The organism is Arthrobacter sp. Leaf234, from assembly GCF_001422665.1.
In the GTDB taxonomy this organism is placed as follows: domain Bacteria; phylum Actinomycetota; class Actinomycetes; order Actinomycetales; family Micrococcaceae; genus Arthrobacter_D.
In genome coordinates, this window is the sequence record NZ_LMLU01000005.1 from 323,246 (window position 1) to 347,035 (window position 23,790).

23 protein-coding genes are annotated in these 23,790 nt (G+C 70.9%); 10 read left to right on the top strand and 13 right to left on the bottom strand.

Going from position 1 to position 23,790, the window contains the following annotated elements; genetic code table 11:
- Window positions 1-4 precede the first annotated feature (4 nt).
- From ASF21_RS09335 to ASF21_RS09345, 3 genes are read left to right on the top strand one after another with little or no spacing between them, the layout of a single operon-like run.
- Window positions 5-1,813, top strand: coding sequence for a gamma-glutamyltransferase family protein (locus ASF21_RS09335; protein ID WP_055770743.1), 1,809 nt, complete (start codon window positions 5-7; stop codon window positions 1,811-1,813).
- Window positions 1,797-3,455: a dipeptide ABC transporter ATP-binding protein gene (locus ASF21_RS09340; RefSeq protein WP_055769954.1), complete on the top strand. Its 1,659-nt coding sequence runs from the start codon at window positions 1,797-1,799 to the stop codon at window positions 3,453-3,455. Before ASF21_RS09335 ends, ASF21_RS09340 begins: the two co-directional genes overlap by 17 nt.
- Window positions 3,445-4,161 carry a GntR family transcriptional regulator gene (locus ASF21_RS09345; RefSeq protein ID WP_082471406.1) on the top strand — a complete coding sequence of 239 codons (717 nt, stop codon included), beginning with the start codon at window positions 3,445-3,447 and terminating at the stop codon, window positions 4,159-4,161. The genes ASF21_RS09340 and ASF21_RS09345 overlap by 11 nt, the downstream gene beginning before the upstream one ends.
- Before the next feature lie 44 nt (window positions 4,162-4,205).
- Here ASF21_RS09345 and ASF21_RS09350 read toward each other — a convergent pair whose 3' ends face one another.
- On the bottom strand, window positions 4,206-5,462 hold the full coding sequence (locus ASF21_RS09350; RefSeq protein WP_055769957.1) for a phospholipase D-like domain-containing protein: 1,257 nt from the start codon (window positions 5,460-5,462) through the stop codon (window positions 4,206-4,208).
- A 49-nt stretch (window positions 5,463-5,511) separates the two neighbouring features.
- A complete protein-coding gene (locus ASF21_RS09355) occupies window positions 5,512-6,255 on the bottom strand; it encodes an MBL fold metallo-hydrolase (protein WP_055769960.1) in 744 nt (247 codons plus the stop codon).
- Between the two features lie 221 nt (window positions 6,256-6,476).
- On the opposite strand from ASF21_RS09355, the gene ASF21_RS09360 reads away from it, so the two are divergent.
- On the top strand, window positions 6,477-6,743 hold the full coding sequence (locus ASF21_RS09360; protein ID WP_055769963.1) for a hypothetical protein: 267 nt from the start codon (window positions 6,477-6,479) through the stop codon (window positions 6,741-6,743).
- Here the strand turns inward: ASF21_RS09360 and ASF21_RS09365 are convergent.
- The 5 genes from ASF21_RS09365 to ASF21_RS09385 form a co-directional block, all read right to left on the bottom strand.
- Window positions 6,740-7,495 carry an SOS response-associated peptidase gene (locus ASF21_RS09365; RefSeq protein WP_055769966.1) on the bottom strand — a complete coding sequence of 252 codons (756 nt, stop codon included), beginning with the start codon at window positions 7,493-7,495 and terminating at the stop codon, window positions 6,740-6,742. The two genes, ASF21_RS09360 and ASF21_RS09365, sit on opposite strands and share 4 nt — an antisense overlap.
- A gap of 70 nt (window positions 7,496-7,565) precedes the next feature.
- A complete protein-coding gene (locus ASF21_RS09370; protein WP_055769970.1) occupies window positions 7,566-7,976 on the bottom strand; it encodes a hypothetical protein in 411 nt (136 codons plus the stop codon).
- A gap of 75 nt (window positions 7,977-8,051) precedes the next feature.
- Window positions 8,052-8,450: a hypothetical protein gene (locus ASF21_RS09375; RefSeq protein ID WP_055769972.1), complete on the bottom strand. Its 399-nt coding sequence runs from the start codon at window positions 8,448-8,450 to the stop codon at window positions 8,052-8,054.
- Complete coding sequence (locus ASF21_RS09380; protein WP_055769975.1) at window positions 8,447-9,058, bottom strand: Asp23/Gls24 family envelope stress response protein; 612 nt, start codon at window positions 9,056-9,058, stop codon at window positions 8,447-8,449. The genes ASF21_RS09375 and ASF21_RS09380 overlap by 4 nt, the downstream gene beginning before the upstream one ends.
- A complete protein-coding gene (locus ASF21_RS09385; RefSeq protein WP_055769977.1) occupies window positions 9,055-9,630 on the bottom strand; it encodes an RNA polymerase sigma factor in 576 nt (191 codons plus the stop codon). Before ASF21_RS09385 ends, ASF21_RS09380 begins: the two co-directional genes overlap by 4 nt.
- A 243-nt stretch (window positions 9,631-9,873) precedes the next feature.
- On the opposite strand from ASF21_RS09385, the gene ASF21_RS09390 reads away from it, so the two are divergent.
- Complete coding sequence (locus tag ASF21_RS09390; protein ID WP_414826620.1) at window positions 9,874-10,743, top strand: phosphodiesterase; 870 nt, start codon at window positions 9,874-9,876, stop codon at window positions 10,741-10,743.
- 84 nt (window positions 10,744-10,827) lie between these two features.
- Here ASF21_RS09390 and ASF21_RS09395 read toward each other — a convergent pair whose 3' ends face one another.
- The 3 genes from ASF21_RS09395 to ASF21_RS09405 form a co-directional block, all read right to left on the bottom strand.
- Window positions 10,828-11,625 carry an MSMEG_6728 family protein gene (locus tag ASF21_RS09395; protein ID WP_055769982.1) on the bottom strand — a complete coding sequence of 266 codons (798 nt, stop codon included), beginning with the start codon at window positions 11,623-11,625 and terminating at the stop codon, window positions 10,828-10,830.
- A 42-nt stretch (window positions 11,626-11,667) separates the two neighbouring features.
- Complete coding sequence (locus ASF21_RS09400) at window positions 11,668-13,293, bottom strand: stealth family protein (RefSeq protein ID WP_055770749.1); 1,626 nt, start codon at window positions 13,291-13,293, stop codon at window positions 11,668-11,670.
- A 188-nt stretch (window positions 13,294-13,481) separates the two neighbouring features.
- Window positions 13,482-14,117: a DUF1684 domain-containing protein gene (locus ASF21_RS09405; protein WP_055769984.1), complete on the bottom strand. Its 636-nt coding sequence runs from the start codon at window positions 14,115-14,117 to the stop codon at window positions 13,482-13,484.
- A gap of 58 nt (window positions 14,118-14,175) precedes the next feature.
- Here ASF21_RS09405 and ASF21_RS09410 point away from each other — a divergent pair, with 58 nt between their 5' ends.
- The gene (locus ASF21_RS09410) at window positions 14,176-14,928 is read left to right on the top strand and encodes a sulfite exporter TauE/SafE family protein (RefSeq protein ID WP_055769987.1); all 753 of its coding nucleotides are present in this window, start codon (window positions 14,176-14,178) and stop codon (window positions 14,926-14,928) included.
- A gap of 90 nt (window positions 14,929-15,018) precedes the next feature.
- Window positions 15,019-16,299, top strand: coding sequence for a DUF6350 family protein (locus ASF21_RS09415; protein ID WP_055769990.1), 1,281 nt, complete (start codon window positions 15,019-15,021; stop codon window positions 16,297-16,299).
- A 12-nt stretch (window positions 16,300-16,311) separates the two neighbouring features.
- Here ASF21_RS09415 and ASF21_RS09420 read toward each other — a convergent pair whose 3' ends face one another.
- Window positions 16,312-16,749, bottom strand: a complete 438-nt coding sequence (locus ASF21_RS09420) for a hypothetical protein (protein ID WP_055769993.1) — start codon at window positions 16,747-16,749, stop codon at window positions 16,312-16,314.
- A gap of 56 nt (window positions 16,750-16,805) precedes the next feature.
- Here ASF21_RS09420 and purN point away from each other — a divergent pair, with 56 nt between their 5' ends.
- Together purN and corA are read left to right on the top strand one after the other, a co-directional pair.
- A complete protein-coding gene (gene purN, locus ASF21_RS09425) occupies window positions 16,806-17,411 on the top strand; it encodes a phosphoribosylglycinamide formyltransferase (protein WP_055769995.1) in 606 nt (201 codons plus the stop codon).
- 1 nt (window position 17,412) lies between these two features.
- The gene (corA, locus tag ASF21_RS09430) at window positions 17,413-18,429 is read left to right on the top strand and encodes a magnesium/cobalt transporter CorA (RefSeq protein ID WP_055769998.1); all 1,017 of its coding nucleotides are present in this window, start codon (window positions 17,413-17,415) and stop codon (window positions 18,427-18,429) included.
- A 305-nt stretch (window positions 18,430-18,734) separates the two neighbouring features.
- Here the strand turns inward: corA and ASF21_RS09435 are convergent, their stop codons facing one another.
- Entirely contained in the window at window positions 18,735-21,449 is a 2,715-nt protein-coding gene (locus ASF21_RS09435) for an alpha-amylase family glycosyl hydrolase (protein WP_235498736.1), read from the bottom strand.
- A 142-nt stretch (window positions 21,450-21,591) separates the two neighbouring features.
- Between ASF21_RS09435 and ASF21_RS09440 the strand changes: the two genes are divergently transcribed.
- Complete coding sequence (locus ASF21_RS09440) at window positions 21,592-22,194, top strand: DUF6318 family protein (protein WP_055770000.1); 603 nt, start codon at window positions 21,592-21,594, stop codon at window positions 22,192-22,194.
- 143 nt (window positions 22,195-22,337) lie between these two features.
- Here the strand turns inward: ASF21_RS09440 and ASF21_RS09445 are convergent, their stop codons facing one another.
- Window positions 22,338-23,690: an MFS transporter gene (locus ASF21_RS09445; protein ID WP_055770003.1), complete on the bottom strand. Its 1,353-nt coding sequence runs from the start codon at window positions 23,688-23,690 to the stop codon at window positions 22,338-22,340.
- Between the last annotated feature and the right edge of the window lie 100 nt (window positions 23,691-23,790).

Below are 23,790 nucleotides of genomic sequence, written 5' to 3' on the forward strand. Positions count from 1 at the left end.
CACGATGACGTACACACCCCCTCCCTCCTTCACCACCCGGCCCACCCTGCAGGGGACGTTCGGCATGACCGCCTCGACGCACTGGCTCGCCACCGCATCAGCCCAGGCCGTGCTCGAGCGCGGCGGCAACGCCTTCGACGCCGCCGTGGCCGGGGCGTTCGTCCTGCACGTCGTTGAGCCGCACCTCAACGGCCCCGGCGGGGACATGACGGGGGTGTTCGCGACCGCGGCGGAACCCGGCAGGCCCGTGGTCCTCATGGGCCAGGGCCCCGCACCCGCGGCCGCGACCCGTGAGCACTACCTCTCCGAAGGCCTCGAACTCGTCCCCGGCGCCGGGGCGCTCGCCGCTGCGGTCCCCGCCGCCGTCGACGCCTGGCTGGTCCTGCTCCGCGACCACGGGACCTGGGAACTGGAGGACGTCCTGGCCTTCGCCGTCGGGTACGCGCGTGACGGCCACCCGATCGTCGGGCGCGTCGGCGCGACCATCGCCGCCGTCGCCGACCTCTTCACCGAGCACTGGCCCACTTCGGCCGCGCTGTGGATGCCCGAGGGCCGGCCGCCACGGGAGGGCGAGGTCATCCGCAACGAGGCCTACGCCCGCGTGCTCGGGTCACTGGTCGCTGCGGCGGCCGACGGCGGGACGCGCGAGGAGCGCATCGACGCGGCCCGGCTCGAGTGGCGGACCGGCCTCGTGGCTCAGGCCGCCGCGGAGTTCGTGCGGACGCCGCACCGGCACTCCTCCGGACTCGACCACGCCGGAGTAATCACCGTGGAGGACTTCGCAGGCTTCGAGGCGGGCTACGAGGAGGCGACCACCCTCGAGTTCCGCGGGCACACCATCGCGAAGACCGGGCCCTGGGGCCAGGGCCCGGCCCTGCTGCAGACCCTCGCGATCCTCGACGGATTCGACGACGAGCGCCTGGACCCCTCGACGGCGATCGGTGTCCACACCATCCTCGAGGCGCAGAAGCTCGCGATCGCCGACCGTGAGGCGTACTACGGTGACGCCGACGTGCCCATGGAGTACCTGCTCTCGGCGGAGTACGCCGCCGAACGCCGCGCGCTCATCACCGACGAGGCCTCCCGGGAGTTCCGGCCGGGCACGGTCCCGGGCGTCGAGCCCTTCACGCCACCGCTCCGCACGGGCTACACGCCGCCGGCGCTGGCCGACGGCAGCGGCTTCGCCGGGGTCGGGGAGCCGACGGTGTCGCGCAGCGGCGAGACCCGCGGGGACACCTGCCACATCGACGTCGTCGACGCGCACGGCAACATGGTCTCCGCGACACCGAGCGGCGGCTGGCTGCAGTCCTCGCCGGCCATCCCCGAGCTCGGCTTCTGCCTGGGTTCGCGCCTGCAGATGACCTGGCTCGAGGAGGGCGGCCCGTCCACGCTGCAGGCCGGGAAGCGGCCCCGCACCACGCTCACCCCGACCCTCGTCCTGAAGGACGGACGGCCCGTGGTCGCCCTCGGGTCCCCGGGCGGGGACCAGCAGGACCAGTGGCAGCTGCTGTACCTCCTGCGGACGATCGTCGGCGGGTACTCGCCCCAGCAGGCCGTCGACGCGCCGTCCCTGCACACCACATCCATCCCCGGGTCCTTCTGGCCCCGGACCTGGGAGCCGGGCGGCGCCGTGGTCGAGGACCGGCTCGGCGAGGACGTGATCGCGGACCTCGAACGCCGCGGCCATGTCGTCACGCGCGCAGGGGACTGGTCGCTCGGCCGCCTCTCCTCCGTCACCAAGGACCACGCGACCGGCGTGCTGTCCGCCTCCGCCAACCCCCGAGGAGCACAGGGCTATGCTGCAGGACGCTGAGAACATCCTGGAGGTCTCCGACCTCGACGTCACCTTCGGCGGGACCCCCGTGCTGCACCGCATCGGGTTCTCGATGCGGCGCGGGGAGCGCGTGGCGATCGTCGGCCAGTCCGGTTCGGGCAAGTCGACGGCCATCGGCGCGATCCTCCGCCTGCTGCCCGGGAGCGGACGCATCACCCACGGGTCGATCATCCTCGGCGCCGGACGGACGCGCGGTGGAGTCGAGGATCTGGCGACGGCGACCGAGCCGGTCATGCGGAGCATCCGGGGCCAGCGCGTCGGACTCGTGCCCCAGGACCCCATGTCCAACCTCAACCCGGCCATGAAGATCGGTCCGCAGGTCGCCGACGCCCTCGTCGCCAGCCGCCGCGATCTCGGGGCCGAGGGGAAGCTGGACCGCGGCGAGGTGAAGAGGCGTGCGGTCGCCCTCCTCACGGAGGCGGGCATCCCCGACGCCGAGCGGCGGTACGGCCAGTACCCGCACGAGTTCTCGGGCGGCATGCGCCAGCGCGTCCTCATCGCCATCGCCCTCGCGGGCGAGCCCGAGCTGCTGATCGCCGACGAGCCGACCTCGGCCCTGGACGTCACGGTGCAGCGCCAGATCCTCAACCACCTGCAGTCGCTCGTGGACGCGCGCGGCACCTCCCTGCTGTTCATCACGCACGATCTCGGGCTCGCCGCGGACCGCACCGACCGCATTATCGTCATGTCCGAGGGCCGGATCGTGGAGGTCGGGACGCCCCGGCAGATCCTCCTCGACCCGCAGGAGGAGTACACGAGGCAGCTGGTCGCGGCTGCCCCCTCGGTCGCGGCGGCGCTCGACGCCGACCCCCTCGCCGAGACTCCGGCCGCACGGAGCGAACCCATCCTGGTGGTGCGCAACCTCGTGAAGGAGTTCGCCCTGCGCGGGCAGCGCGGCGGGACGGTGCGTGCCGTGAACGACGTCTCCTTCCAGGTGGAGCGCGGCACCACCACGGCGGTGGTGGGCGAGTCCGGTTCGGGCAAGACCACGGTGGCGCGCATCATCCTCGGGCTGGAGTCGGCGTCCTCCGGGGAGGCCCTGATCGACGGCGCGTCGCTCACCACCACGCGGGGCGCACAACGGCGCGCGCTGCGCCGCACGGTGCAGCCCGTGTTCCAGGACCCCTACGGATCGCTCGATCCGACCTACAGCATCGAGCGGCTCATCGACGAGCCGCTGCGCATCTTCGGCGTCGGGGACCGGGAAAGCAGGCGCGAGCGGGTCGCGGAACTCCTGGACCAGGTGGCGCTGCCGCGCGGGGTGGCCCAGCGCCGCCCGAACGAGCTCTCCGGAGGCCAGCGGCAGCGCGTCGCGATCGCCCGGGCCCTCGCGCTCGAACCCGAGCTCCTCATCTGCGACGAGGCGGTCTCGGCGCTCGACGTCCTCGTCCAGGACCAGATCCTCACGCTGCTCGCCGACCTGCAGGACCGGCTCGGCCTGACCTACCTGTTCATCACGCACGATCTCTCGGTGGTGCGGCAGATCGCCCACGACGTCGTCGTCATGAGATCGGGTGACGTGGTGGAGAGCGGTACCGTGGACGAGGTCTTCAACCGCCCTCGGGCGGACTACACGAAGGAGCTTCTTGGAGCCATCCCGGGCGCGGCGTTTGCGGCCTGAGCAGGATGCCGCGGCCCCGCAGCGCGTCCTCGACGCGATCCGCCGCGACATCATCTTCGGGACGCTCCTGCCCGGCGTCCGGGTGACGGAGGCGGCTCTGGCCACGAAGTACGGTGTCTCTCGCGTCCCCGTCCGCGAGGCGCTGCGGGCCCTGGAGGCCGAAGGCTTCGTGGAGTCGAAGCCCTATGCGGGGTCCACGGTCGCGGAGATCCCGCTCGACGACGCCGAGGACCTCTTCGCGGTGCGCGGCGTCATCGAGTCCACCATCGCGCGCCGGGCGGCGCGCCGCGCGGCCGCGCAGTTCGCCGCGGACGCGCCCAGCACGCAGTGGTGGTCGGCGCGCCGGGCCCTTGCCGACATCCTCGACGACGGCGACCGCGCGGTGGCCGCCGATGCCCTCGCGGACCTCCCCGAACTCAACATCCGCTTCCACCTGGGCGTCGCGGAACTCAGCGGCAGTGCCTCGCTCGCGGCCCTGCTGCGCCAGATCTCGGGGAAGATCGAGTGGCTGTACGCGGCGGACGTGGACAACCGCGGCAAGCAGTCCTGGGGTGAGCACCGGCTGATCATGGCGGCCATCGACGCGGGCAGCGAGGCGGAGGCCGAACGCCTGATGGCCGGCCACGTGGGCTCCTCGCACCGCGGGTACATGGAGCGGTTCGCCGCGCCGCGGGACGCGGACGGCGGGACCGCCCACCGGGGCTGAGGCCGCGCCGCGCCGCGACGCGGGAAGCCCCGCGGGTGCTCCGGCTACAGGAACGGGCGCAGCGGCGCGAGGATCGCCTCGCTCACGCGGGCCACGAGGTGCCGGCTGTCCCATTCCTCCTTGCTGAGCACGCGGCTGTTGGAGGTGTCCACCTCGAAGATCCGCTCCATGGTCGCGGCGAGGGCGCGGTCGAAGATCTCGAGGTTGATCTCGTAGTTGCCCGTCAGGCTCAGGCGGTCGATGTTGGCGGTACCGACGGTGCTCCACTCGCCGTCGATCGTCGCGGTCTTCGCGTGGATCATGGAGTTCTGGTACAGCAGGATCTGGACGCCCGCGTCGATCAGGGAGGAGTAGAACCCGCGCGAGAGCCAGTCCGAGACCACGTGGTTGGAGTCCTCGGGCAGGATCACGCGGACGTCCACGCCCCGGCGGCTGGCCCGCAGCAGGGCGTCGAGGATCTGCCGGTCCGGGATGAAGTAGGCCGTCGTGATGAAGATGTGGTGCCGCGCCCGGTTGATCGCGTCCAGGTAGATCCCCCGGATGGGGAACACGAGGTTCGCGGGGATGTTGTTCACGGCGCGGATGCGCGGCTCCCAGAAGGATGCACTGAGATCGGGGAGCTCGGGCCTGCGCGGGATGGCCCGCAGGTTCCAGAACCCGACGAAGGCCTCGCGGAGCTCCCAGACCGAGGGGCCGCGGATCTCCAGGTGCGTGTCCCGCCATTTGGTGGCGTAGAGGGAGCCGATGTTGTAGCCGCCCACGAAGCCCACCTCGTCGTCGACCACCAGGACCTTGCGGTGGTCCAGCCCGGTGCCACGGATGTTCGTGAAGACGATGGAGGGCCGGAGCACGGGGAAGCGGTAGGCATTGACGCGTGGATGCCAGGCGTAGAAGAACGGGTTGACCACGAGGTTCGCGAACCCGTCGTAGATCACGAAGACCTTCACTCCGCGCTCCGCAGCGCGGTTCACGGCGTCGCGGAAGCGCGCACCGACCTCGTCACCCTTCCAGATGTACGTCTCGAGGAGTACCTGGTGCTCGGCCCGGTCGATCGCGGCGATCATCGCGTCGAAGAGGTCCTCGCCGTACGTGTAGACCGTGGTGTCCGTGTCGGCGATCCTCGTGTGGAACGTCCCCGGTTGCGGGAAGCCCGGCCGCTTGCGGCGCTGGCGCTTCTGGTAGGTGTCCACGGCGACCAGGCCCGCGATCACCACCGCCTGCGCCGAGAACAGGCCGAGAGCGGCCCGCTTCATCGTGACCCGGGCGAAGCCCATCACCGTCTTCTGCTTGAACCAGCCCATACATCCAGCGTATCGCCTCGTCGGTACCGGCCCGCCGGGGGCGGCCGGATCAGTGCCCGCCGACCTCGAGGGCCTGCGCGACGGCGGTGTCGACGCCCGCACGCCAGGGGAAGCCGTGCCCCGGGAGCACCGTCCTCGCCGCAGTGGCCCGCAGCGCCTCCAGCGACCGCAGCGCCGTGGCGGTGTCCGCGGTCGCCGCGCGCGCGACCACCTGCGGTCCGGGGTGGCCGGTGTACGGATCGAGCGTCACGAGGGCATCACCGCTGATCACGGCGTCGCGGTCGGAGAAGTGGAGCCCGCAGTGACCCTTCGTGTGACCGGGCGTCGGCACGAGCAGCGGCGCGCCGGGCAGCGCCGCGGCCGCCTCGGGGGTGAGTGGGAGGGTGTCCGCCACGCCCTCGACCATCAGGGCGCCGGCCGCGGTCATCCGGGCGAGGCCGGGGACGGCGCGGGGATACCGGAGCGGATACAGGAAGGGCGTGCGCTCGCGCTCGTAGCTGTAGGGGTGCGCCGCGATGCGGGCGTCGTCGGGATGGCAGTACACGGGGATCCCGTAGCGCGACCTCAGGTGCTCGGCGGTGCCCACGTGGTCGAAGTGCCCGTGGGTCAGGACGATCGCCCGGAGGTCCCCGACGGGACGGCCGATCCGCTCCATCGCCTCCAGCAGCAGGCCCTTCGAGCGCGGCAGGCCCGTGTCCACGAGCAGCACGCCGTCGTCGTCCTCCACGAGGTAGACGTTCGTCCTCGCGTGCTCGAGGTAGTGGATCCCCGGGGCGATGTCCGTCCTGATCATGCTGTGCCTCACTCGTGCTCGTGGTGTGCCGGTCCCTGGTTCCGACCCTAGGCAGGCGGTGGCGTGGCGACAAGGAGGACGATGCGGCGCTGCCGGGGTTTCCATCGGCGCCCGCAGTGGCTACCTTGGGGACAGCAGGACGGGCACGGCACCCGAGCGCGGCAGCGGCGCGACCGAGGGCCGGGAGGCCGATCCTCGGGAGGCACAGGATGACGACGGGCATGAGCCAGCAGGAGCAGCAGCGCCTGACGTGCGCCGCTTTCCGCTCGACCGCGCTGTCGACGTACGACCTGTGGCTGCGGTACTTCAGCCTCGGCGGCAACGCCGGTGAGGAGGAGGTGGACGCCTACCTCTACAGCTCCCTGTTGCTCCCGCCCTTCGAGCGGGACGTCCTCGCGCTCGCCGTCAACGAATTCATCGCCGACCAGCCCCCGGCGCCCCCGGGCGCCGGCGGCATGGAGGGCCCGACGGCGCCCGCCGCCGGCTAGAGCAGGGTCTGCTGTTCGGCGTCCGCCGTCACGTCCCCCGGCAGCGGGTCGATGAGATCGGGGCCGTTGTTGCGCACGGAGCCGACGCGGGATCCCACGAGCCGGGGCAGCAGGTGCGGGTCGGGGATGGCGTCCAGCAGTTGCTGCACCGCGGGGCGCGCATCATTCCGGGGGTCGAGCCAGTCGCCGCGCAGGTCGGCGGGGACGATCACCGGGGTGCGGTCGTGGATCTCACCCAGGGCGTCGCTCGCCGGTCGGGTGATGATGCTGCAGCTGACCACCCAGGTGCCCTTCGGGTGTTCCTCGGACGCCGTCGCCGGGTCACGCCAGAACTCGTACAGGCCGGCGAATCCGAGGTGCCCGCCGTCCGGGCCGTGCAGGTAGATGGGGGTCTTGGTGCCGTCGTCGTTCTTCCGCCACTCGTAGTAGCCGTCCGCCGGGACGATCCCGCGGCGCTTGAGGGCCGCGGCGCGGAAGGAGGGCTTCTCGAGGAGGGTCTCGCTGCGGGCGTTGATCATGCGCGAGCCCACGGACGCGGACTTCGACCAGGACGGGATGAGTCCCCACCGGGCCGGTTCCAGCCATCGGGTCAGTTCACCCGTCTCCGGGTCGAGGCGTTCGACGACGAGCTGCACGGTGTCGGTGGGAGCCACGTTCCAGGACGGCTCGATCTCGCCCTCGACCGCCTCGTCCACCTCGAAGGCGTCGATGAGGTCGGCCTTGTTGCCGGCGATCACGAATCGTCCGCACATGGCGCCCGGGTCCTTCCGTCGTCTGCCACGCCGGTGGCCCCGCGGGTGAGCGGGCCACCGGCGGGGGTGCCTACTTCTTCTTGCGGTCCAGCAGCAGTGCGAGGGCGATCCCGACCATCCAGATGTCCTTCGCGACGGACGTGCCGTCCTGCGTGGGACGGACACCGTCCTCCTGCGTGAGCTCCGGGGTGCGGAAGTACATGGTCATCATGCCGGCCGAGAAGGCCAGGAGCCCGACGCCCGCGAGCCGGCTGGGGATGAACGGTGCCAGCAGCGCCGAGCCGACGGCGATCTCCGAGGCGGCGAGGACCTTGCCGAACTGCTGGGCCTCGAGCTGGCTGAACTGCGGGAAGGCCTTCGACGCCATGGCCTGCAGGTAGCCGGCCGAGCCCTCGTCGAGGCTCGTCTTGCCCAGGCCGGAGTTGAGGATGAAGGCGCCGGTGGTGAGGCGGAGCGGTACGTGGCTGGGGCGGAAACCCATGGTGGTGCCTTTCGTCGGAGGGGAGTTCGGGAGCATGGTCCGCCTGTGAGCCTACGGCCGCTACGGTCGGGGCCGCTAGTCCTGTCCGGGGGGTCCGGCGACACCACCGGCCCCAGGGGTGCCCGCGACGTCGGGGAGGTCCGCACCGGCCATGAAGGCGCAGAGCTGGACGCGCACTTCCGCACCCTCCGCCCGGTCACCGAGGGCGTGCCGGACGGCGGTCGCGACGCGCCGCACGAGCGCAGGGCCCGGATACTCGGACAGCCCGGCGAAGCGGATGTGCACCACGAGGGTGCCGGCCTCCTCCCGGAGTCCCACGAGTCCCTCCCCGTCCGTGGCGGCCACCGTGCGGGCACGGCCCGCCTCGAGGATGGTGCGGAGGGCGGAGTGCGGGGGATAGAGGCCCGCGACACCCTCGGTCGCCATGACCTGCGCCTCGATCGCGCGGGCGAGGTCCGGGAGGTCGGTGGTCATGGCTGGTCCTCTCCGGCGCCATCGGTCCCGAACAGGTCGGTGACCGTGATGTCCACTCCCTGGAGATCGAGCTCGGTGTGGGTGGTGAGCGCCTCGGCGACGGCGGAGCGCAGCGCGTCCACGAGGGTGGGGAGGCGATACCCGTGCAGGGCCGTGACACTGAGCTCCACGCGGGTCTGCGCACCGGGCTCGGTGATGTCGCCGTGCAGGCGGCACTTGCCGATGGTCACGCCGTCGATGCCGTCGCCGGTCCGCCGGATGAGGGCGACGACGGCACCCTCTGTCTCCGAGAGGCCGTCATCGGGATCGTCCGAGGCGACCGGGATGGAGCGGCCGGCACGGGTCTCCAGCCGGAGGTTGGAGAGGATGTCCTGCAGCCAGCCGTCGGACTCGGCGGCGATGCGGGCGTCGTCCTCCGCGAGCGACCGCGTCAGGTCCCCGAGCGAGCGGAGGCTCGCGAGGCCCGACTGGCACTGGGGACACTGCCGGTAGTGCCCCTCGTAGGGCGAGCTGCCGGTGGCCAGGTAGTCGGCGAGCTCGTCGATGGAGTGGCCGCAGTCGTCCGCGGGGGAGTGATCGCCGACCCCGCGCGTGTCGTCCTCGCTCATCGCCACCCCTCCATGTCCCTCATCAGCCTAGCGCGGGCCCGGGCGAGGCGTCCTCGGACGCTCTCGCTGGTCAGGCCGAGCTGCTCCGCGATCTCGTCGTAGGAGAGACCGCCCATCTCCTTGAGGACCCAGCACTGGCGCTGCTCGGCGGGCAGTGCCTCGAGGGAGCGGGCGAGGGCGTCGAGCCCCGACCCGGAGATCGTGGCGCTCTCGGGGGTGGGGGAGCTGTCCGAGACCTCGGCGAGGGAATCGGCGTCGGCGTGCTCGCGCCGGCGCCGCACGATGTCGATGCTCCGCCTGCCGCAGATCCGCATGAGCCAGGACTTGACCACGGAGCCGTCGCGGAGTTCCCCGAGGTGGTCCCACGCGTGGATCAGGGTCTCCTGGACGGCGTCGTCCGCGTCCGCCGTCGAACCGGTCAGGCGGACCGCGTAGCCGCGCATCATCGGACCGTAGCGGCGCGCGAGCACCTCGAACGCGGCGGTGTCGCCGTCGGTCGCGCGTTCACACAGCACCACGTCGGGCAGTGCGTCCAGCTGGATGTTCCGTTCAGGAGGTGTCACCCTCGGCATCTCCCTCGACCTCGATATGCCCCTCCTGCCCAGTGAACCGCACTTCGGTTGAAGCTCAAACTCACCGGGCCGGATCGATGCAAGTTTCCACAATGTTTCTCGACCTGCCGCGCTGAGTTCACGATCTTCGCCGGCGGCTCTGCTTTGATGACAAGCAGCGAGCGAGACCCATCGGCTATCGGAGTAGGTTTCATGGTCCCCCGGACTGCAGAACACCCCCGGCATCAGCACTTCATCCTCCACATGAGCGACACGCACCTGCTCGGGGGTGATGCGCCCCTCTACGGCGCGGTGGACAGCGAACTCCGGCTCCGCGAGGTCTTCGAGGACCTCGAGCAGTCAGGGGCACGGCCGCAGGCCATCGTGTTCACGGGGGACCTCGCGGACAAGGGCGAGCCGGGCGCCTACGCGAAGCTCCGCGCCATCGTCGATCCAGCAGCCGCCCGCCTCGGCGCCACGGTCATCTGGGCGATGGGGAACCACGACGACCGCGCGGCCTTCCGCCGGGGGCTGCTCGACGAGGAACCCTCGGCCGGGGCGGGGGCACCCGTGGACGCGGTGCACTTCATCGACGGGCTCCGCATCATCACGATGGACTCCACCGTCCCCGGTCACCACCACGGCGAGTTCAGCCACGAGCAGCTCCGCTGGCTCGCGCGCGAGCTCGTGGTACCTGCTCCGCACGGCACCATCCTGGCCCTCCACCATCCGCCTGTCCCGAGCGTGCAGGATCTCGCGGTGCTCGTGGAGCTCCGGGACCAGCGTTCGCTCGCGGAGGTGGTCCGCGGCTCGGATGTCCGCACCATCCTCGCCGGGCACCTGCACTACTCGACCACGGCGATGTTCGCCGGCGTGCCGGTCTCGGTGGCCAGTGCCACCTGCTACACCCAGGACCTGCTGTTCGACGGCGGCGGATCGCGCGGGCGGGACGGCGCCCAGTCCTACAACCTCGTGCACGTGTACGAGGAGACGATCGTCCACTCGGTGGTGCCCGCGGGCCGCCACGCCTCCGTCGGTGAGGTGGTCCCCCGCGAGGAGACACGACGGCGGCTCGAGGCGCACGGCGTGGTCATCGCCGAGGGCGGCCGCACCCGGCACCTCACCTCCGCCTGACCGGCGGCGTGCGCGGCCGTCTGCCCGGGTGGCCGTCCCGGCGAGCGCCCAGCCGATGACTCGACCAGCAGGCCGGCCGTCGGCTCAGCCCAGCGAGGCAGGAAGACCCACACTGAACAGGGTCCTGGGGTCCTGCAGCAGCGCGGGCGGTTCGATGTCCGAGCGGCGCAGCCAGCCGCTGAGCCGGGCGGCACGGATCAGCCCGTCCTCGTGCATGAGCACGGGGCCCACGTGCCCCGTCCGGAAGTGCTCGCCGTCCGGGTCGGCGATCGCCACGGCGTCGCCGTCCTCCACCGCCTCCTCGAAGGTGTGGAGCTGGCGCTCCCATTTCGGCGCAGCCCGTCCGCCCGGGGGATCGGGCGGCATGAGCAGGGTCGCATCACCCTCCGGCGGGTGGGACGCCGCCCGCCAGACCCACAGCCGCCGGCCCTCGGGTTCGGTGGGGATGCGTTCCACGTCAGGTTCCGGCCACAGGTACGGGAGGTCCTCCGGAGTGCCGGGGAACCGGCTGCGGTAGATCTCCGGGGCCTTCTGGATCAGGTTGGAGCGGTGGCTCACGTGGAGTGCGGCTTCACCCAGCCAGGGAGGCATCGGCACGTCGGGGTCCTCGAGCACGTGCGGCGCGAACTCCAGGATCAGGCGGTGCGTGGAGTCCGCGTGGCCGCGGGAGACCCATTCGGACACCATCGCGAGCCCGTACAGCGTGAGGGCAGGCACGTGCCCCATCCACATCCGGATGGCGGGATGCCGACGCCACCCGTAGTCGGGGATCACGAGGGCGCGGAGGGCCTGCAGGGTCTCGACCCGCTGCTTGCCGAGCCTCGCCTGGTCGAGGACCCGTGCGCTCGCCCCGAAGTCCGGATACGGCAGGAAGGTCTGCATGGCGCCAGTGTTCCACGCGGCAGAGGCGCCCTGCCCGGAGGACTAGATCTCCCAGGGAGCCTTGACCGGGAAGTACTTCTCGAGGAAGTCCGTGACCAGATGGGCACGTTCCTCCGCCTCGACCTCGGGGAAACTGCCGTCGTTCAGGCAGAAGAAGTCGTGGTTGCGCTTGTCGAGCATCTTGTTCAGGCTCTTCAGCCCGGAGCGCTGCGTGGTGTCCACGTAGAGGACGCGGGCCAGCTCCTGCGTGACGGCACGGCCCGTGAGCAGCGCGTAGTAGTGGTAGAGCGAGTTGGTGACGGAGATGTTGTCCTTGGCGCGGAACCGGGACGCCGCCGTCGCCTCGAACTCCGCGGCGAATTCCGTCTCCATCTCCAGGAGGACGCTCTTGCGCAGCGGCGCGGCGGTGTGTTCGAGGTGGCGCGTCGTGATCCGGCCGAAGCGCTCGTGCAGCAGGCGCCGGTTGACCCGGGCGGCGTTCTCGAAGCCGCTGCGTTCGGCGTCGTTCTCGCCGAGGCCGATCCTCGTGTCCGCCTCGATGAACTTGGTGACACCGCCGGGGGAGAAGAACATGTCCGGTGCCACGGGCCGGCCGAAGAACATGTCGTCGTTGGAGTAGAGGAAGTACTCCGAGAGGCCCGGGATGTGCTGCAACTGGGCCTCGACGGCCTGCGAGTTGTGGGTGGGGAGGACCGAGGGGTCCTTGAAGTGCTCTTCCGAGCGGACGAGCGTCACCGAGGGATGGTCGGCGAGCCACGCGGGCCGGTCCGAGTCCGTCGCGATGAAGATCCGCCGCACCCACGGCGCGAACATGTAGACCGACCGGAGCGCGTACTTCAGCTCGTCGATCTGGCGGAAGCGGGCCTCGTGGTCGTCGCCCTCACCCACCACGACCCCCTGCATGCGCGCTGCCCGGGCGGCCCGGTACTCGGGGCTGCTGCCGTCCACCCAGGAGAAGACGAGGTCGACGTCGAAGTCGATGTCCGTGGCGTGATCGGCGAACATGTTGTCGATGGTCGGCCAGGTGTGGCCGTGGCGCTCCACCTCGCCGCGCACCACCTCGGCCGCAGGCAGGGTCCGGCGGGTCAGGGAGTTCTCCACGGGCAGTTCGATTGCGGTCTCGCCGAGCGCCCACAGTTCGATCTGCACGCCGGCGGAGGGGCCGTAGGCGAGCCCGCCGAGCGGTTCGATCCGGGGGCGGAAGAGGCGGAAGATCCGGGCCTTGCCGCTCTTGGAGAGCTCGCCGTCACTCACCAGGAGCGTGGTGCGGCGCTTGGTGTCCACGGTGCGCGAGTAGAAGGGCTCGTCGCGGCACGCCTCGACCAGGGCCGCGCGCAGTCGCTCCCGGTCGGCGAGGTCGACGGCGATGACGGGCCGCTGGTCGTTGCCCCGGACGAGGAGGAACCCGATGCCGGCGTCGTCGAGTGCGGCGCGGATGAAGAGGAGGTCCTCGACCATGGCCTGGTGCGGTGTCCGGTCCTGGTTGATGAGGGTGAAGCGCCGCTTGATGGTGGTGATGTCCGAGCGGCCCTCGAAGCGGGCCACCGCCGCGCGAGACGCCGATTCGAGGATCTCGGCTTCATTCTCCGGTTCGGGTGCACCGAAGTAGATGTCGTGTTGGGCAGCGATGTCGGTAATCGGATCCTCCTGGAGTGGGTTCGCTCCCATGATAGGGCCTGACGGCAGGGCCTGGATGCGGATGGGCACCCTACCCCTCCCGGGAGGCGCAGTCCAGCCTTCTGCGCCGGGTCCGCCTGCTCGCCCCACTCCTTCGACGTATGTCCCCGGTGCGATCCGTGCCCCGGGTGGCGCGCGACGGTGTCGATCCGGACGCCGACGCCGGCGCGGGGGAACCGTCAGGAGGCGCGGTAGAGCTCGCCCACCGGCACGTCGTCCGTCAGCCGGTTGTCCGGCCCGGGCAGTGGACAGGCCCAGGCCTCGTCGTAGGCGCACGAGGGGTTGTAGGCGAAGTTGAGATCCACCACGAGGCTGCCCGGAGTGCGTCCCTCGCCGAGGTGCGCACCCTTGACCGTGTCGAGGACGTAGCGCCCGCCGCCGTAGGTGCCGCCGGGCCTGCCCGCCGTACCGTCGCGCAGGGGGAGGAAGAGTCCGCCGCCGTAGGAGGCGAGCTTCCACAGGGCCAGCCGGCCGAGGCCTGGCAGGGTCAGCGTCCCGAGACGGCGGAAGGGGACGACGCCGTCGGTACCGGTCGCCACGTCCATGACCTCGCCCGCGCCGTCGTCGTCCACGGGCGCCTCGAACCGGAACGCCGGGTCGTAGGGCGCGATCTCGAGTCCCGGAAAGGACTCCTTCGCGGACGCCGAGAGCGCCGACGCGGGGTGGTCCCGGAACAGGACGTCGCGGCCCATCCGCCACAGCGTGTGCGCCGCCTCGGGGGACTCCGTCGCGGCGCGTTCCCGGACGTCGTCGTAGAGGCCGAAGACGCGGCGGCGCCAGTCCGCCGTCGCGAGGGCCGTGGTGAGAGCCGTCATGCCCTCAGGCTACCCCCGGCAGCGCGGCCCTTGGTTGCCCCGGCGTACTGTAACTGGGGTGACTCTCGGCATCTTCTTCATCGTGCTCGCCTCCATCCTCGTGGGGGCCGTGGCGCAGCGCATCGCCGGACTCGGGTTCGCCCTCCTGATCGCCCCGTTCCTCGTCATCATCCTGGGACCGCACGCGGGCGTCCTGCTGGTGAACATCTGCGGAGTGGTGTCCTCCGCGATCATCGTGGGCCGCGTGTGGAGGGACATCGACTGGAGCATGTTCCGCTGGCTCGTCGTCCCCTCGCTCTTCGGATCCGTCCCCGGGTCCTTCCTCGCCGTCGCCGTCCCCTCGGCGCCCCTGTCCGTCACCGTGGGCGCGGTGGTGCTCGTGGCACTGACCATCTCGCTGGTGCTGCAGCGTTCCGACGTGGTGGTGCGCGGCAACCCCCCGAAGGTCGTCGCCGGTTTCACCGCAGGCCTCACCAACTCGATGGCGGGCGTCGGCGGCCCGGCGGTCAGTGCCTACGCCCTGCTGTCGCGGTGGCCGCAGCGGCAGTTCGCAGCGACGCTCCAGCCGTTCTTCGTGTGCATCGGCACCGTCACGCTCGTCGCCAAGCTGCTGCTCGATCCGTCCCAGGCGCCCGTGCTGGCGCCCTGGATGTGGATCGCTATCGGGGTGGTGATCGTGGCGGGCATCTTCACGGGGGAGAAGCTCGCCCGGTTCGTCCGCGACGATCAGGCCCGGCTCTTCGTCGTCGTCATCGCCTTCATCGGCGCGGGCCTCGCCGTCATCAAGGGGCTCGCGGACATCCTCGGCTGAGGCACGGGCCCGCCTGCCGGCCCGTGCAACCCCGGACCGCTCCGCGTCGCTCGCCGGCCGCGACACCCGCCGGTGGCACCATTGGAGGTGATGAAACTCCCCACCAAACCCCGTGCCCTTCCCATGCCCCTGTGGCTGCAGGGAGTGTTCGAGCTCGGGCAGGCCGCCGTGATCTCGGCCCTGCTCGTCGTGCTCCCGGTCGCCGCGGTGTGGCTGACCGGGGGCTTCGCGGACCGCAGCCCCGAATCCGCCGCGCGGCTCGCCGGCCAGGGCTGGCTCGTGATGCACGGGGTGCCCCTGGTCCTGCAGTTCCCGGCCGGCGTCGCGGGGGACCGGGCGATGGCGGGACTGCTGCACGTGGTGCCGCTCGGGCTCGTCCTCATCCCCCTGCTGCTGGCCTGGCGGGCCGGGCGCCGGCTCGCCCGCGCCTCCTACACGGACCAGCTCTGGCAGGCACTGCTCGGTGCGCTCCTCACCTACGCGGCCATCGGGGCCGGTGTGGCGTACCTGTCCACCACCCCTGATGCCGCCGCGCCACTGGCTGCCGGCGCGCTGATCCCCCCGGTCGCCGCAGGGATCGGGCTGATCACGGGCGCCTACCGCGAGGCGGGGGCCTGGAGCCGCCTCGTGGGGGTGGACTTCGCCGCCTGGGTCGGGCGGACGAGCCAGCACTCCCGCTGGGCCGGTTCCTACGCCTGGTCGGTCCTCCGCTCCGGGTTCCTGGCCGTGCTGGTGGCCCTGTCCCTCTCCGCGACACTCCTCGCGGTGGCGATCGGCCTCAGCTGGGCGGGCATCGCGGCCGTCTACGAACGGCTCGACGGCGGGATCGCCGGCGCCTCCGTGGTGACCCTGTTCCAGCTCGGGCTCCTGCCCAACCTCGCTGTCTGGACCATGTCCTGGTCCACGGGGGCAGGATTCGCCCTCGGCACGGGCAGCTCCCTCACGCCGCTCGGCAGCGCTGTCGGGCCGCTGCCCGCCCTGCCGATCCTGGGGGCACTGCCGGCCGGAACGCTCGAGTACGGCTACGCGGCCCTCGCGATCCCCGTCCTCGCAGGACTCCTCGCGGGATGGTGGTTCTTCCGGGAAGGCGAGAACCACTTCGACGAATGGCTCGTCCTCCACAGTCCCCGCCGCTGGCTCACCGCGACGGCGTCCACCCTGGCGCTCGCGGTGCTGATCGGCATCACCGCGGGTCTTGGTGGTGCGGTCGTGGCGCTGCTGTCGCGGGCCTCGCTCGGGCTCGGGCGGTTCACGGACCTCGGCCCGGACCCGCTCGTCGTCGGTCTGTGGCTGGCCGCCGAGGTGGCGGTGGGAGCGCTTCTGGGCCACGCCGTCGGGCCCCTGCTCGAGCGGGAACCGCGCCGCCGCTGAGCCCGCCCGTGCTCAGCCCAGGCCGTCGAGCCGCTGCAGCCCGTCCTGGCATTCCTCCTGGGCCTGCAGGGTGAGGGCGCGCGCCATGCAGTCCTCGTAGGTCCTGGTCACGGACCAGAGCAGTACCGAGGCGGCTGTGCCCGCGGCGAGGAAGAGCGCGGCTGCGAGCCCCATCGAGGTGGCGAGGACCACGAGCCTCGGCAGCTTGAGCCTGATCGCCTTGACGAGCGCGACGACGCCGGCCGCCAGCGCGAAGAGCGAGAGCACGAGCGTGAGGACCTTCCACGGCAGCACGAGGCTGCTGGTCAGCACGCCGAGGAGGAGGGCCAGCAGGAAGAGCCGGAGCCAGAGCCGGGCGGACGCCATGGCACCGGCCGCGCCGCCGTCGTGCCCCGTCCCCCCGGTTCCCGACGGGCCCGCGCCCCGCTGTCCCGTGCCGTGCTGCGTCATCGTCGCTCCGTTGCCATGGTTCAACCCTAGGCGAGGCCAGACCCTAAGGTTGAGCCATGCGCATCGTCGTCCTCGTCTCCGGCACCGGATCGAACCTGCAAGCCGTCATCGACGCCGTCCGGGCCGGATCCCTGGACATCACCATCGCCGCCGTGGGTGCCGATCGTCCCGGCACGGGCGGGGTGCGACGGGCAGCCGACGCCGGCATCCCCACCTTCGAGGTGGACTTCCGGAGCCACGCCGAACGGTCCGGCTGGAACCGGGCGCTGACTGAGGCCGTCGCGGCCCACGAGCCGGACTACGTGGTGTCCTCGGGCTTCATGCGGATCGTCGACCAGTATTTCCTCGACCGCTTCCCGAACCGCTACCTGAACACGCACCCCGCACTCCTGCCGAGCTTCCCCGGTGCCCACGGCGTGCGCGACGCGCTCGCCTACGGGGTCAAGGTCACGGGCTGCACGGTCATGATCGCGGACGCCGGCGTGGACACGGGACCCATCCTGGCCCAGACCGCCGTCCCCGTCCTGCCCGGTGACACCGAGGAGACCCTGCACGAGCGCATCAAGGTGGAGGAGCGCGCGCTGCTGATCGAGACGCTGCGCTCGCTCGCCGCCGACGCCGACACCGGAGGACCGGCCTCCGACGACACGGTGGGTGCCTGAGGTGCCACTCGTTGCCAACGCCGTCTACGTCGACGGCCGGAAGCGCATCAACCCCGAGACCCTCGACCAGACGTTCGAGCTCATGCGGGACAGCGGCGGTATGGGCTGGATCGGCCTCTACCGTCCCGAGGCCGCGGAGATCAGCGCTGTGGCCGCCGAGTTCGGCCTGCACCCGCTGGCCGTCGAGGACGCCACCAACGGCCACCAGCGCGCCAAGCTCGAACGCTACGAGGACACCCTGTTCGTCGTCCTCCGGCCGGCCCGCTACCTCGACGCGGAGGAGAAGGTGGAGTTCGGCGAACTGCACGTCTTCATCGGCCGCGACTTCGTGGTGACGATCCGCCACGCCGAATCGCCGGACCTCGGGATCGTGCGCCGCCGCCTCGAAGCGGACCCCGAACTCCTCGGAACCGGCCCCCAGGCCGTGCTCTACGCCCTGCTGGACCAGGTGGTGGACGAGTACGAGCCGGTGGTACTGGGTCTGGAGAACGACATCGACGAGATCGAGAACGAGCTGTTCGGGGGAGCGCCGGACGTGTCACGGCGCATCTACGAGCTGCACCGCGAGGTGATCCTCTTCCAGCGTGCCGCGCAACCGCTGCAGAGCATGATGGACCTGCTGCTCCGGGGCTCGGACAAGTACCAGATGGACGCCGAGCTCAGCCGCAACCTGCGCGACGTGCAGGACCACGTGATCCGCGTCGTCGAGCGCATCAACACCTTCCGGACGCTGCTGCAGAATGCGCTGACCGTCCACTCCACACTCGTGGCGCAGCGCCAGAACGAGGAGATGACCCGGCTCACGGAGACCTCCCTCACCCAGGGCGAGGAGGTCAAGCGCATCTCCTCCTGGGCGGCCATCCTCTTCGCGCCGACCCTGATCGCCTCGATCTACGGCATGAACTTCGACGTCATGCCCGAGCTGCACTGGCTGCTCGGCTACCCCTTTGCCCTCCTGCTGATGGCGGCGATGGGCGTAGGACTGTGGTGGACCTTCAAGCGGAACGACTGGCTCTAGGACACCCCGGGGCCACCGCCCGATCGGCCTCCTGCTGCCTGCGCGCCAGGTCGGCGGGTACACCGGGACGCTCCGGCAGGAGCTCCTCGGGCCACCGCTTCAGGTGCCGCTCGGAGCCGACGGTTCGCCGTGTCCGCCGGCACGCCGGGTTCGACGCGGCCGTGTTCCACCTGCGGGCCGCGAGCCCGAGCCGCTCGTCGTCGGGCACCCCGTTCGGGAAGGCCCCCCGAGGGAGGGCGTCGGTGCACACGGGGACGGCCGGGACCCGAGGGCCCCGGCCGTGCTCCTGCCGCCGTGCGGGACGGTCAGCGCGTGCCGATCACCTTGCTCCGGTGGTCGTAGACGAAGGTGACCGGACCGCCCGGGTGCGTGAGGGCGATGTTGGCGCCGTCGAAGGCTCCGCCGGCGCCGTAGTTCTCGGTCCAGCTCCGATCGAGTGCCGCCTTGTACTCGTAGGACGCGGCCGGCAGGTCTGCGACCTCGAGGACCCAGGTCTGCGTGGCGTCGTCGAACGTCATCTGCGCCTCGTCGCAGGCGGGATCCCAGTCGTTCCCGCAGCCGAGCTCGGAGTCGAGGCTGCCGGCGACCGCCACGGTGCCCGGCTGGTCCACCAGGGAGCCAACGGTCACGGTCCTGACGTCACTCACCGACGTGCCGAGCACCGCCCGGTACTGCACCTGGGTGCCCTCCGCGAGGTCCAGTGCGGCGAGATCGTCGACCGCGGTGTAGGTCGGTGACGAGTCATCGGTGCCGATCGCTGCCCAGTCCCCGCCCGCGATGCTGCGTTCGAGCGTCACGGCGTAGTCGGAGTTCTCCGGGCTCGCGGTGGCGGTCACCTCGACGTCACCCTGTACCTGTGCGCCCTCGGCGGGCAGGCCCATCGTCAGCCGCGGCTGCGGCACGGTGGCCGGCGCCGTCGTCGAGGTCCGGGTGTGGCGTGCGTTGTCGAGGACCACGGCGCGGTACTCCACGGCCGATCCTGCGGGCAGGGCGCTCGTGTCGTGGTAGACGCTGTAGGGCGCGTTGTCGTCCGTGCCGATGTTCGTCCAGCCCGATCCTGGTGTCCGCGCCTCGAAGGTGACCTCGTAGAACGAGGAACCGGCGACGTCGGCGGCCACCCTCATGCGGCCGTTGTCCTCGGCGGCGGGTGCCGGCTGCTGCAGTCTGATGGCCGGCGCGGCCTTGGAGTTCGGGATCTTCCCCGAGAGCTCGTAGACCACGGAAGACAGCGCGGGGACGGTGACGCTGAGGGTGCCGTCAGCGGCGGACCGCACGCGCTTCGCCGCGTCGCCGTAGACGAGGCCGAAGGAGCGCTTGCCCGCGTAGGTGGGGATCGCGGCCGTCTTCGGCTCGGTGCTGTTGTTCAGTGCCACCACGTACTCGCGCTGGTCCGTCGCATCGGTGCGGGAGAACGCGTAGATACCCGGGCCGTCCGAGGCGTACCGGTGCTGGTGGGCGCCGTCGCGCAGGGCCGGATGCTCCGCCGTCACATCGGCCAGCGCCGCGATGCCCCGGTAGAGCGGATGGGTGGTGTCGAAGTTGTCGGTCGCGTGGGTGGCGTCGGTGCCGAGGAGGTCGTCGTCGAGGTACTCGCCGACCTGGCTCGCGAACAGCGTCTGGCGGGCGTCCTGGTCGCCACCCGGTCCGGTGAAGCCCTGCTCGTCGCCGTAGTAGATCACCGGGTTGCCGCGGGAGAAGTACATCAGTTCGTGGGCGAGTGTGTCCCGTGCCAGCAGCTCGTCCTCGGCGGCGCCCGGGTTGTCGGCCGCGATGAAGCCGCCGATCCGCCCCATGTCGTGGTTGCCGAGGAAGGTGGGCAGGCTGTACGCGTTGGAGTCGGCGTCGGTGTACCAGTCGTCGCCCCCGAAGAAGGTCTCGAGGTCTGATGCCGGGGCACCCTGCGATGCGTAGCCGCGGGCTGCCGCCTGGAAGGGGAAATCGAGGACGGACTGCATCCTGTTGCGCGTGGTGAACTGCGAGGTGAAGGACTTGGTGGTGTCGAAGACCTCGCCGAACATGAAGAACTCGTCCTTGCCCTGCTCCTGGGCGTAGGTGAGCACCTCGGGGCCGAAGGCCTGCCAGAACTCGTTGTTGACGTGCTTCATGGTGTCGATCCGGAACCCGTCGACGCCGAAGTCCGCGATCCAGGTCTTGTAGATGTCGATCATGCCGTCGACCACGCGCGGGTTCTCGGTGGCGAGGTCGTCGAGGCCGAAGAAGTCGCCGTAGAAGGAGTCCTCACCGGCGAAGGTCGTGTCGCCACGGTTGTGGTAGAGCGTCGTGTCGTTGAGCCATGCGGGTACCTTGAGGTCCTTGTCGGCCTCGGGGACCACCGGGACGTAGGGGAAGGAGGTTGCCGGGTCGAGCTCCGGGAACGTGTCGGTACCGGCATAGTCGCGGTCGTCGAACGCGTTGCCCTCGGCGTCGCGGTAGGGCACCTCGTCCTTCGAGACGTAGGGCGCCCGTTCGCCGGCGTCGTACGCGATCACGTCCGCGGTGTGGTTGGTGATGATGTCGAAGTAGACCTTCATCCCGCGCTGGTGGGCGGCGTCGATGAGGGCCTTGAGGTCCTCGTTGGAGCCGAGGTGCGGGTCGATCTGCGTGAAGTCGGTGATCCAGTAGCCGTGGTAGCCCGCGGAGTTGTCCTCGGGCTGGACAGCACGGTTCTTGAAGCTCGGGGTGAGCCAGATGGACGTGGTGCCCATGCCCTGGATGTAGTCGAGCTCCTGGAGCAGGCCCTGGAGGTCTCCGCCGTTGTAGTAGCCCTTGCGGCTGGGGTCGAAGCCGGACACCGACGGATCGGCTCCCAGCCCGCCGTCGTCGTTGGCTGTGCTGCCGTTCTGGAACCGGTCGGCCATGACGAAGTAGAAGTTCTCGTCGGTGACGGCGGTGCGGAGGGAGTGCTGGGCGGTGACCGGGGGATTCCCGGGCTCCTTCGGGGCGGCGGCGGCGGGCAGTGTCGTGATCGAACCGGCGACGAGGGCGGTCAGCACGACGACGGTGGCGTGGCGGGGTCTCACAGGGTCTCCTTCGTGGGGTGGGACCAGCGTGTCCCACGTCACAGGGGGAGTCAATCCTTGGGCGCAAATTACGTGAAACTTATCTCCAGCGCTGCGCGCGATAAGGTGCCTAAGGCTACTTTCCCCTTTCGACAGGACCATCATGAACAGCACGCGCCGCACCGTGGCCGCAGCCATCACCCTGCTCGCCCTCACCGGGTGCGCCGGAACCGCCGAGCAGGCACCCGCCGCCTCCGCGGACACCCGCCCCTCGCCGGCCAGCTCCTCCGCGGCCGCCGTCAACATCGAGCGGCCAGCGACGAACGACCTGGTGGGGGAGCCCACCGCCGACGGCGCCCGTGCGTTCCTCTACTACTACTTCGACCTGAAGGCCTACGTCCTGCAGACCGGGGACGCCGCGGCGATGCTCGAGCAGCTCGACGGCGCCGCCTCCGAGCAGGCGGAGGCGGAGCGGCTGCAGGGCGTGTACGACGACGGCGGCTGGGTCCTCGGTGGCCAGCCCAAGGTCGAGAACGTCCTCCTCACCACGCCCGAGGAGGAGGTCGTCGAAGGAGCGGAGGTCACCGCCCTGATCCCGGTGAACCCCGACGCCTACACCGAGTTCGCCGAGGACGGCTCCGTCGCCGAGCAGCGCCCCTTCACGCCGGAGGGCACCATCTACACGGCGACCGTCCGGTTCGACGACGGCGCGTGGAAGGTCGCGTCGCTCGAGGAGACGCCGGACGCGGAACTGCCCGAGGCCTGATCACGACGACGGGAGGCTGCCACCCGCGCGGGTGGCAGCCTCCTGCCTGTAAGGATCGGCCGCCCGTCAGGGAAGTGTGGCGTCGCGGGTCTCGGGGGCGTTGGACGCCATGGAGAGGACGGCCAGCAGTATCGGGCGACCAGTCAGGAAAGTGTGGCGGCGCGGGTCTCGGGGGCGTTGAACGCCATGAAGAGGACGGCCAGCAGCACCAGGCCGCCCGTCAGCGCGAAGGTGAGCGGCAGGCCGAGGTAGGGCCAGAGGAGGCTCCCGAAGATCAGCGGGACCAGACCGGCCCCGATGCGCGAGATGGTCGAGGCCCAGCCGAACCCGCTGCCCCGCAGGTCGGTCGGATACAGCTCCGACACGTACGTGTAGAGCACGGGGATGGCCACCTGCACCACGAAGCCGAAGGCCAGCAGCCATGCTGTCGCGACCGCGGGCAGGTCGAGCGTGAGCGCGAACACCACGAGGAGCGCCGCGGACCCGGGGCCCGTGATCGCGAGCAGCCACTTGCGGCCCACACGCTCCACCAGCAGCGCGGCCGCGATCACGCCGAGGAAGCCGACTCCGGTCATGAACGTGGTGGTGATGAAGGCGACGGACTGTGCGTAGCCGGAGGCGATGAGGATGCGCGGCATCCAGGTCAGTGCGCCGTAGTACACCAGCAGGATCGTGAGGAAGAGGCTCCAGGCGGTCAGGGTGATGCGCCAGTTGTACCGCCACAGGCCGGTCAGCTGCCCGGAGATGCTGCCGATCGAGAGCTTCGGTGTCTCCTCGGGCTCGGGCAGGCGCCACTCGCGCTGCCCGCCTCCCGTCCGGGCCACGAGCTCGTCGATGACGGCCCGCGCCTCCTCGCGCCGTCCCCGCTGGACAAGATAGAGAGGGGATTCGGGTACCCCGCGCCGTACCCAGAACACGAGGAGGGCGGGGAGCACCATGACGAGCATCGCGTAGCGCCACTCACCCGTCTGCGCCACGACCGCCGTCGTCACCACGCCGCAGAGGAAGGCGCCGATGGGCCACCAGGCGTCCATCGCCGTCAGGACGCGCCCGCGCTGGCGCCGCGGCGTGAACTCCCCGACCAGCGCGTAGTCCACCGGGATGCAGCCGCCCAGGCCGAACCCGGCGAGGAACCGGAAGATGCAGAACCACACGATGTCCGGGGAGAAGGCACCGAGGACGGTGAAGACCGAGAAGACGAGCAGCGTCAGGGTGAAGGCCCGCTTCCGGCCGATGAGGTCGGCCACCGACCCCCACGCGAAAGCGCCGACGGCCATCCCGATCAGGTTCGAGGTGGCGATCCACGCCGACTGGCCGGACGTCAGGCCCCAGTCGCCGATCAGCAGGGGGATCAGATAGGCGTTGAGGGTCACGTCCCACGCGTCGAACATGAAGCCGAGGCCGCCGATGAGGAAGATCTTCCCCTGGACCTTCCAGCGCCAGGGAAGATCCTGCACCACCTGGTCGCCGGTGGGGAGCTGCGTATTGATGCTCATGATGCCTTCGTGGAGGGGCCGGATACTGCAGAAACTGTACCGCCGCCGGTGGGAGCGGGCCGCCGGATGGCCGACGTCGTTCCTTGCCCGGGGCCGGTGC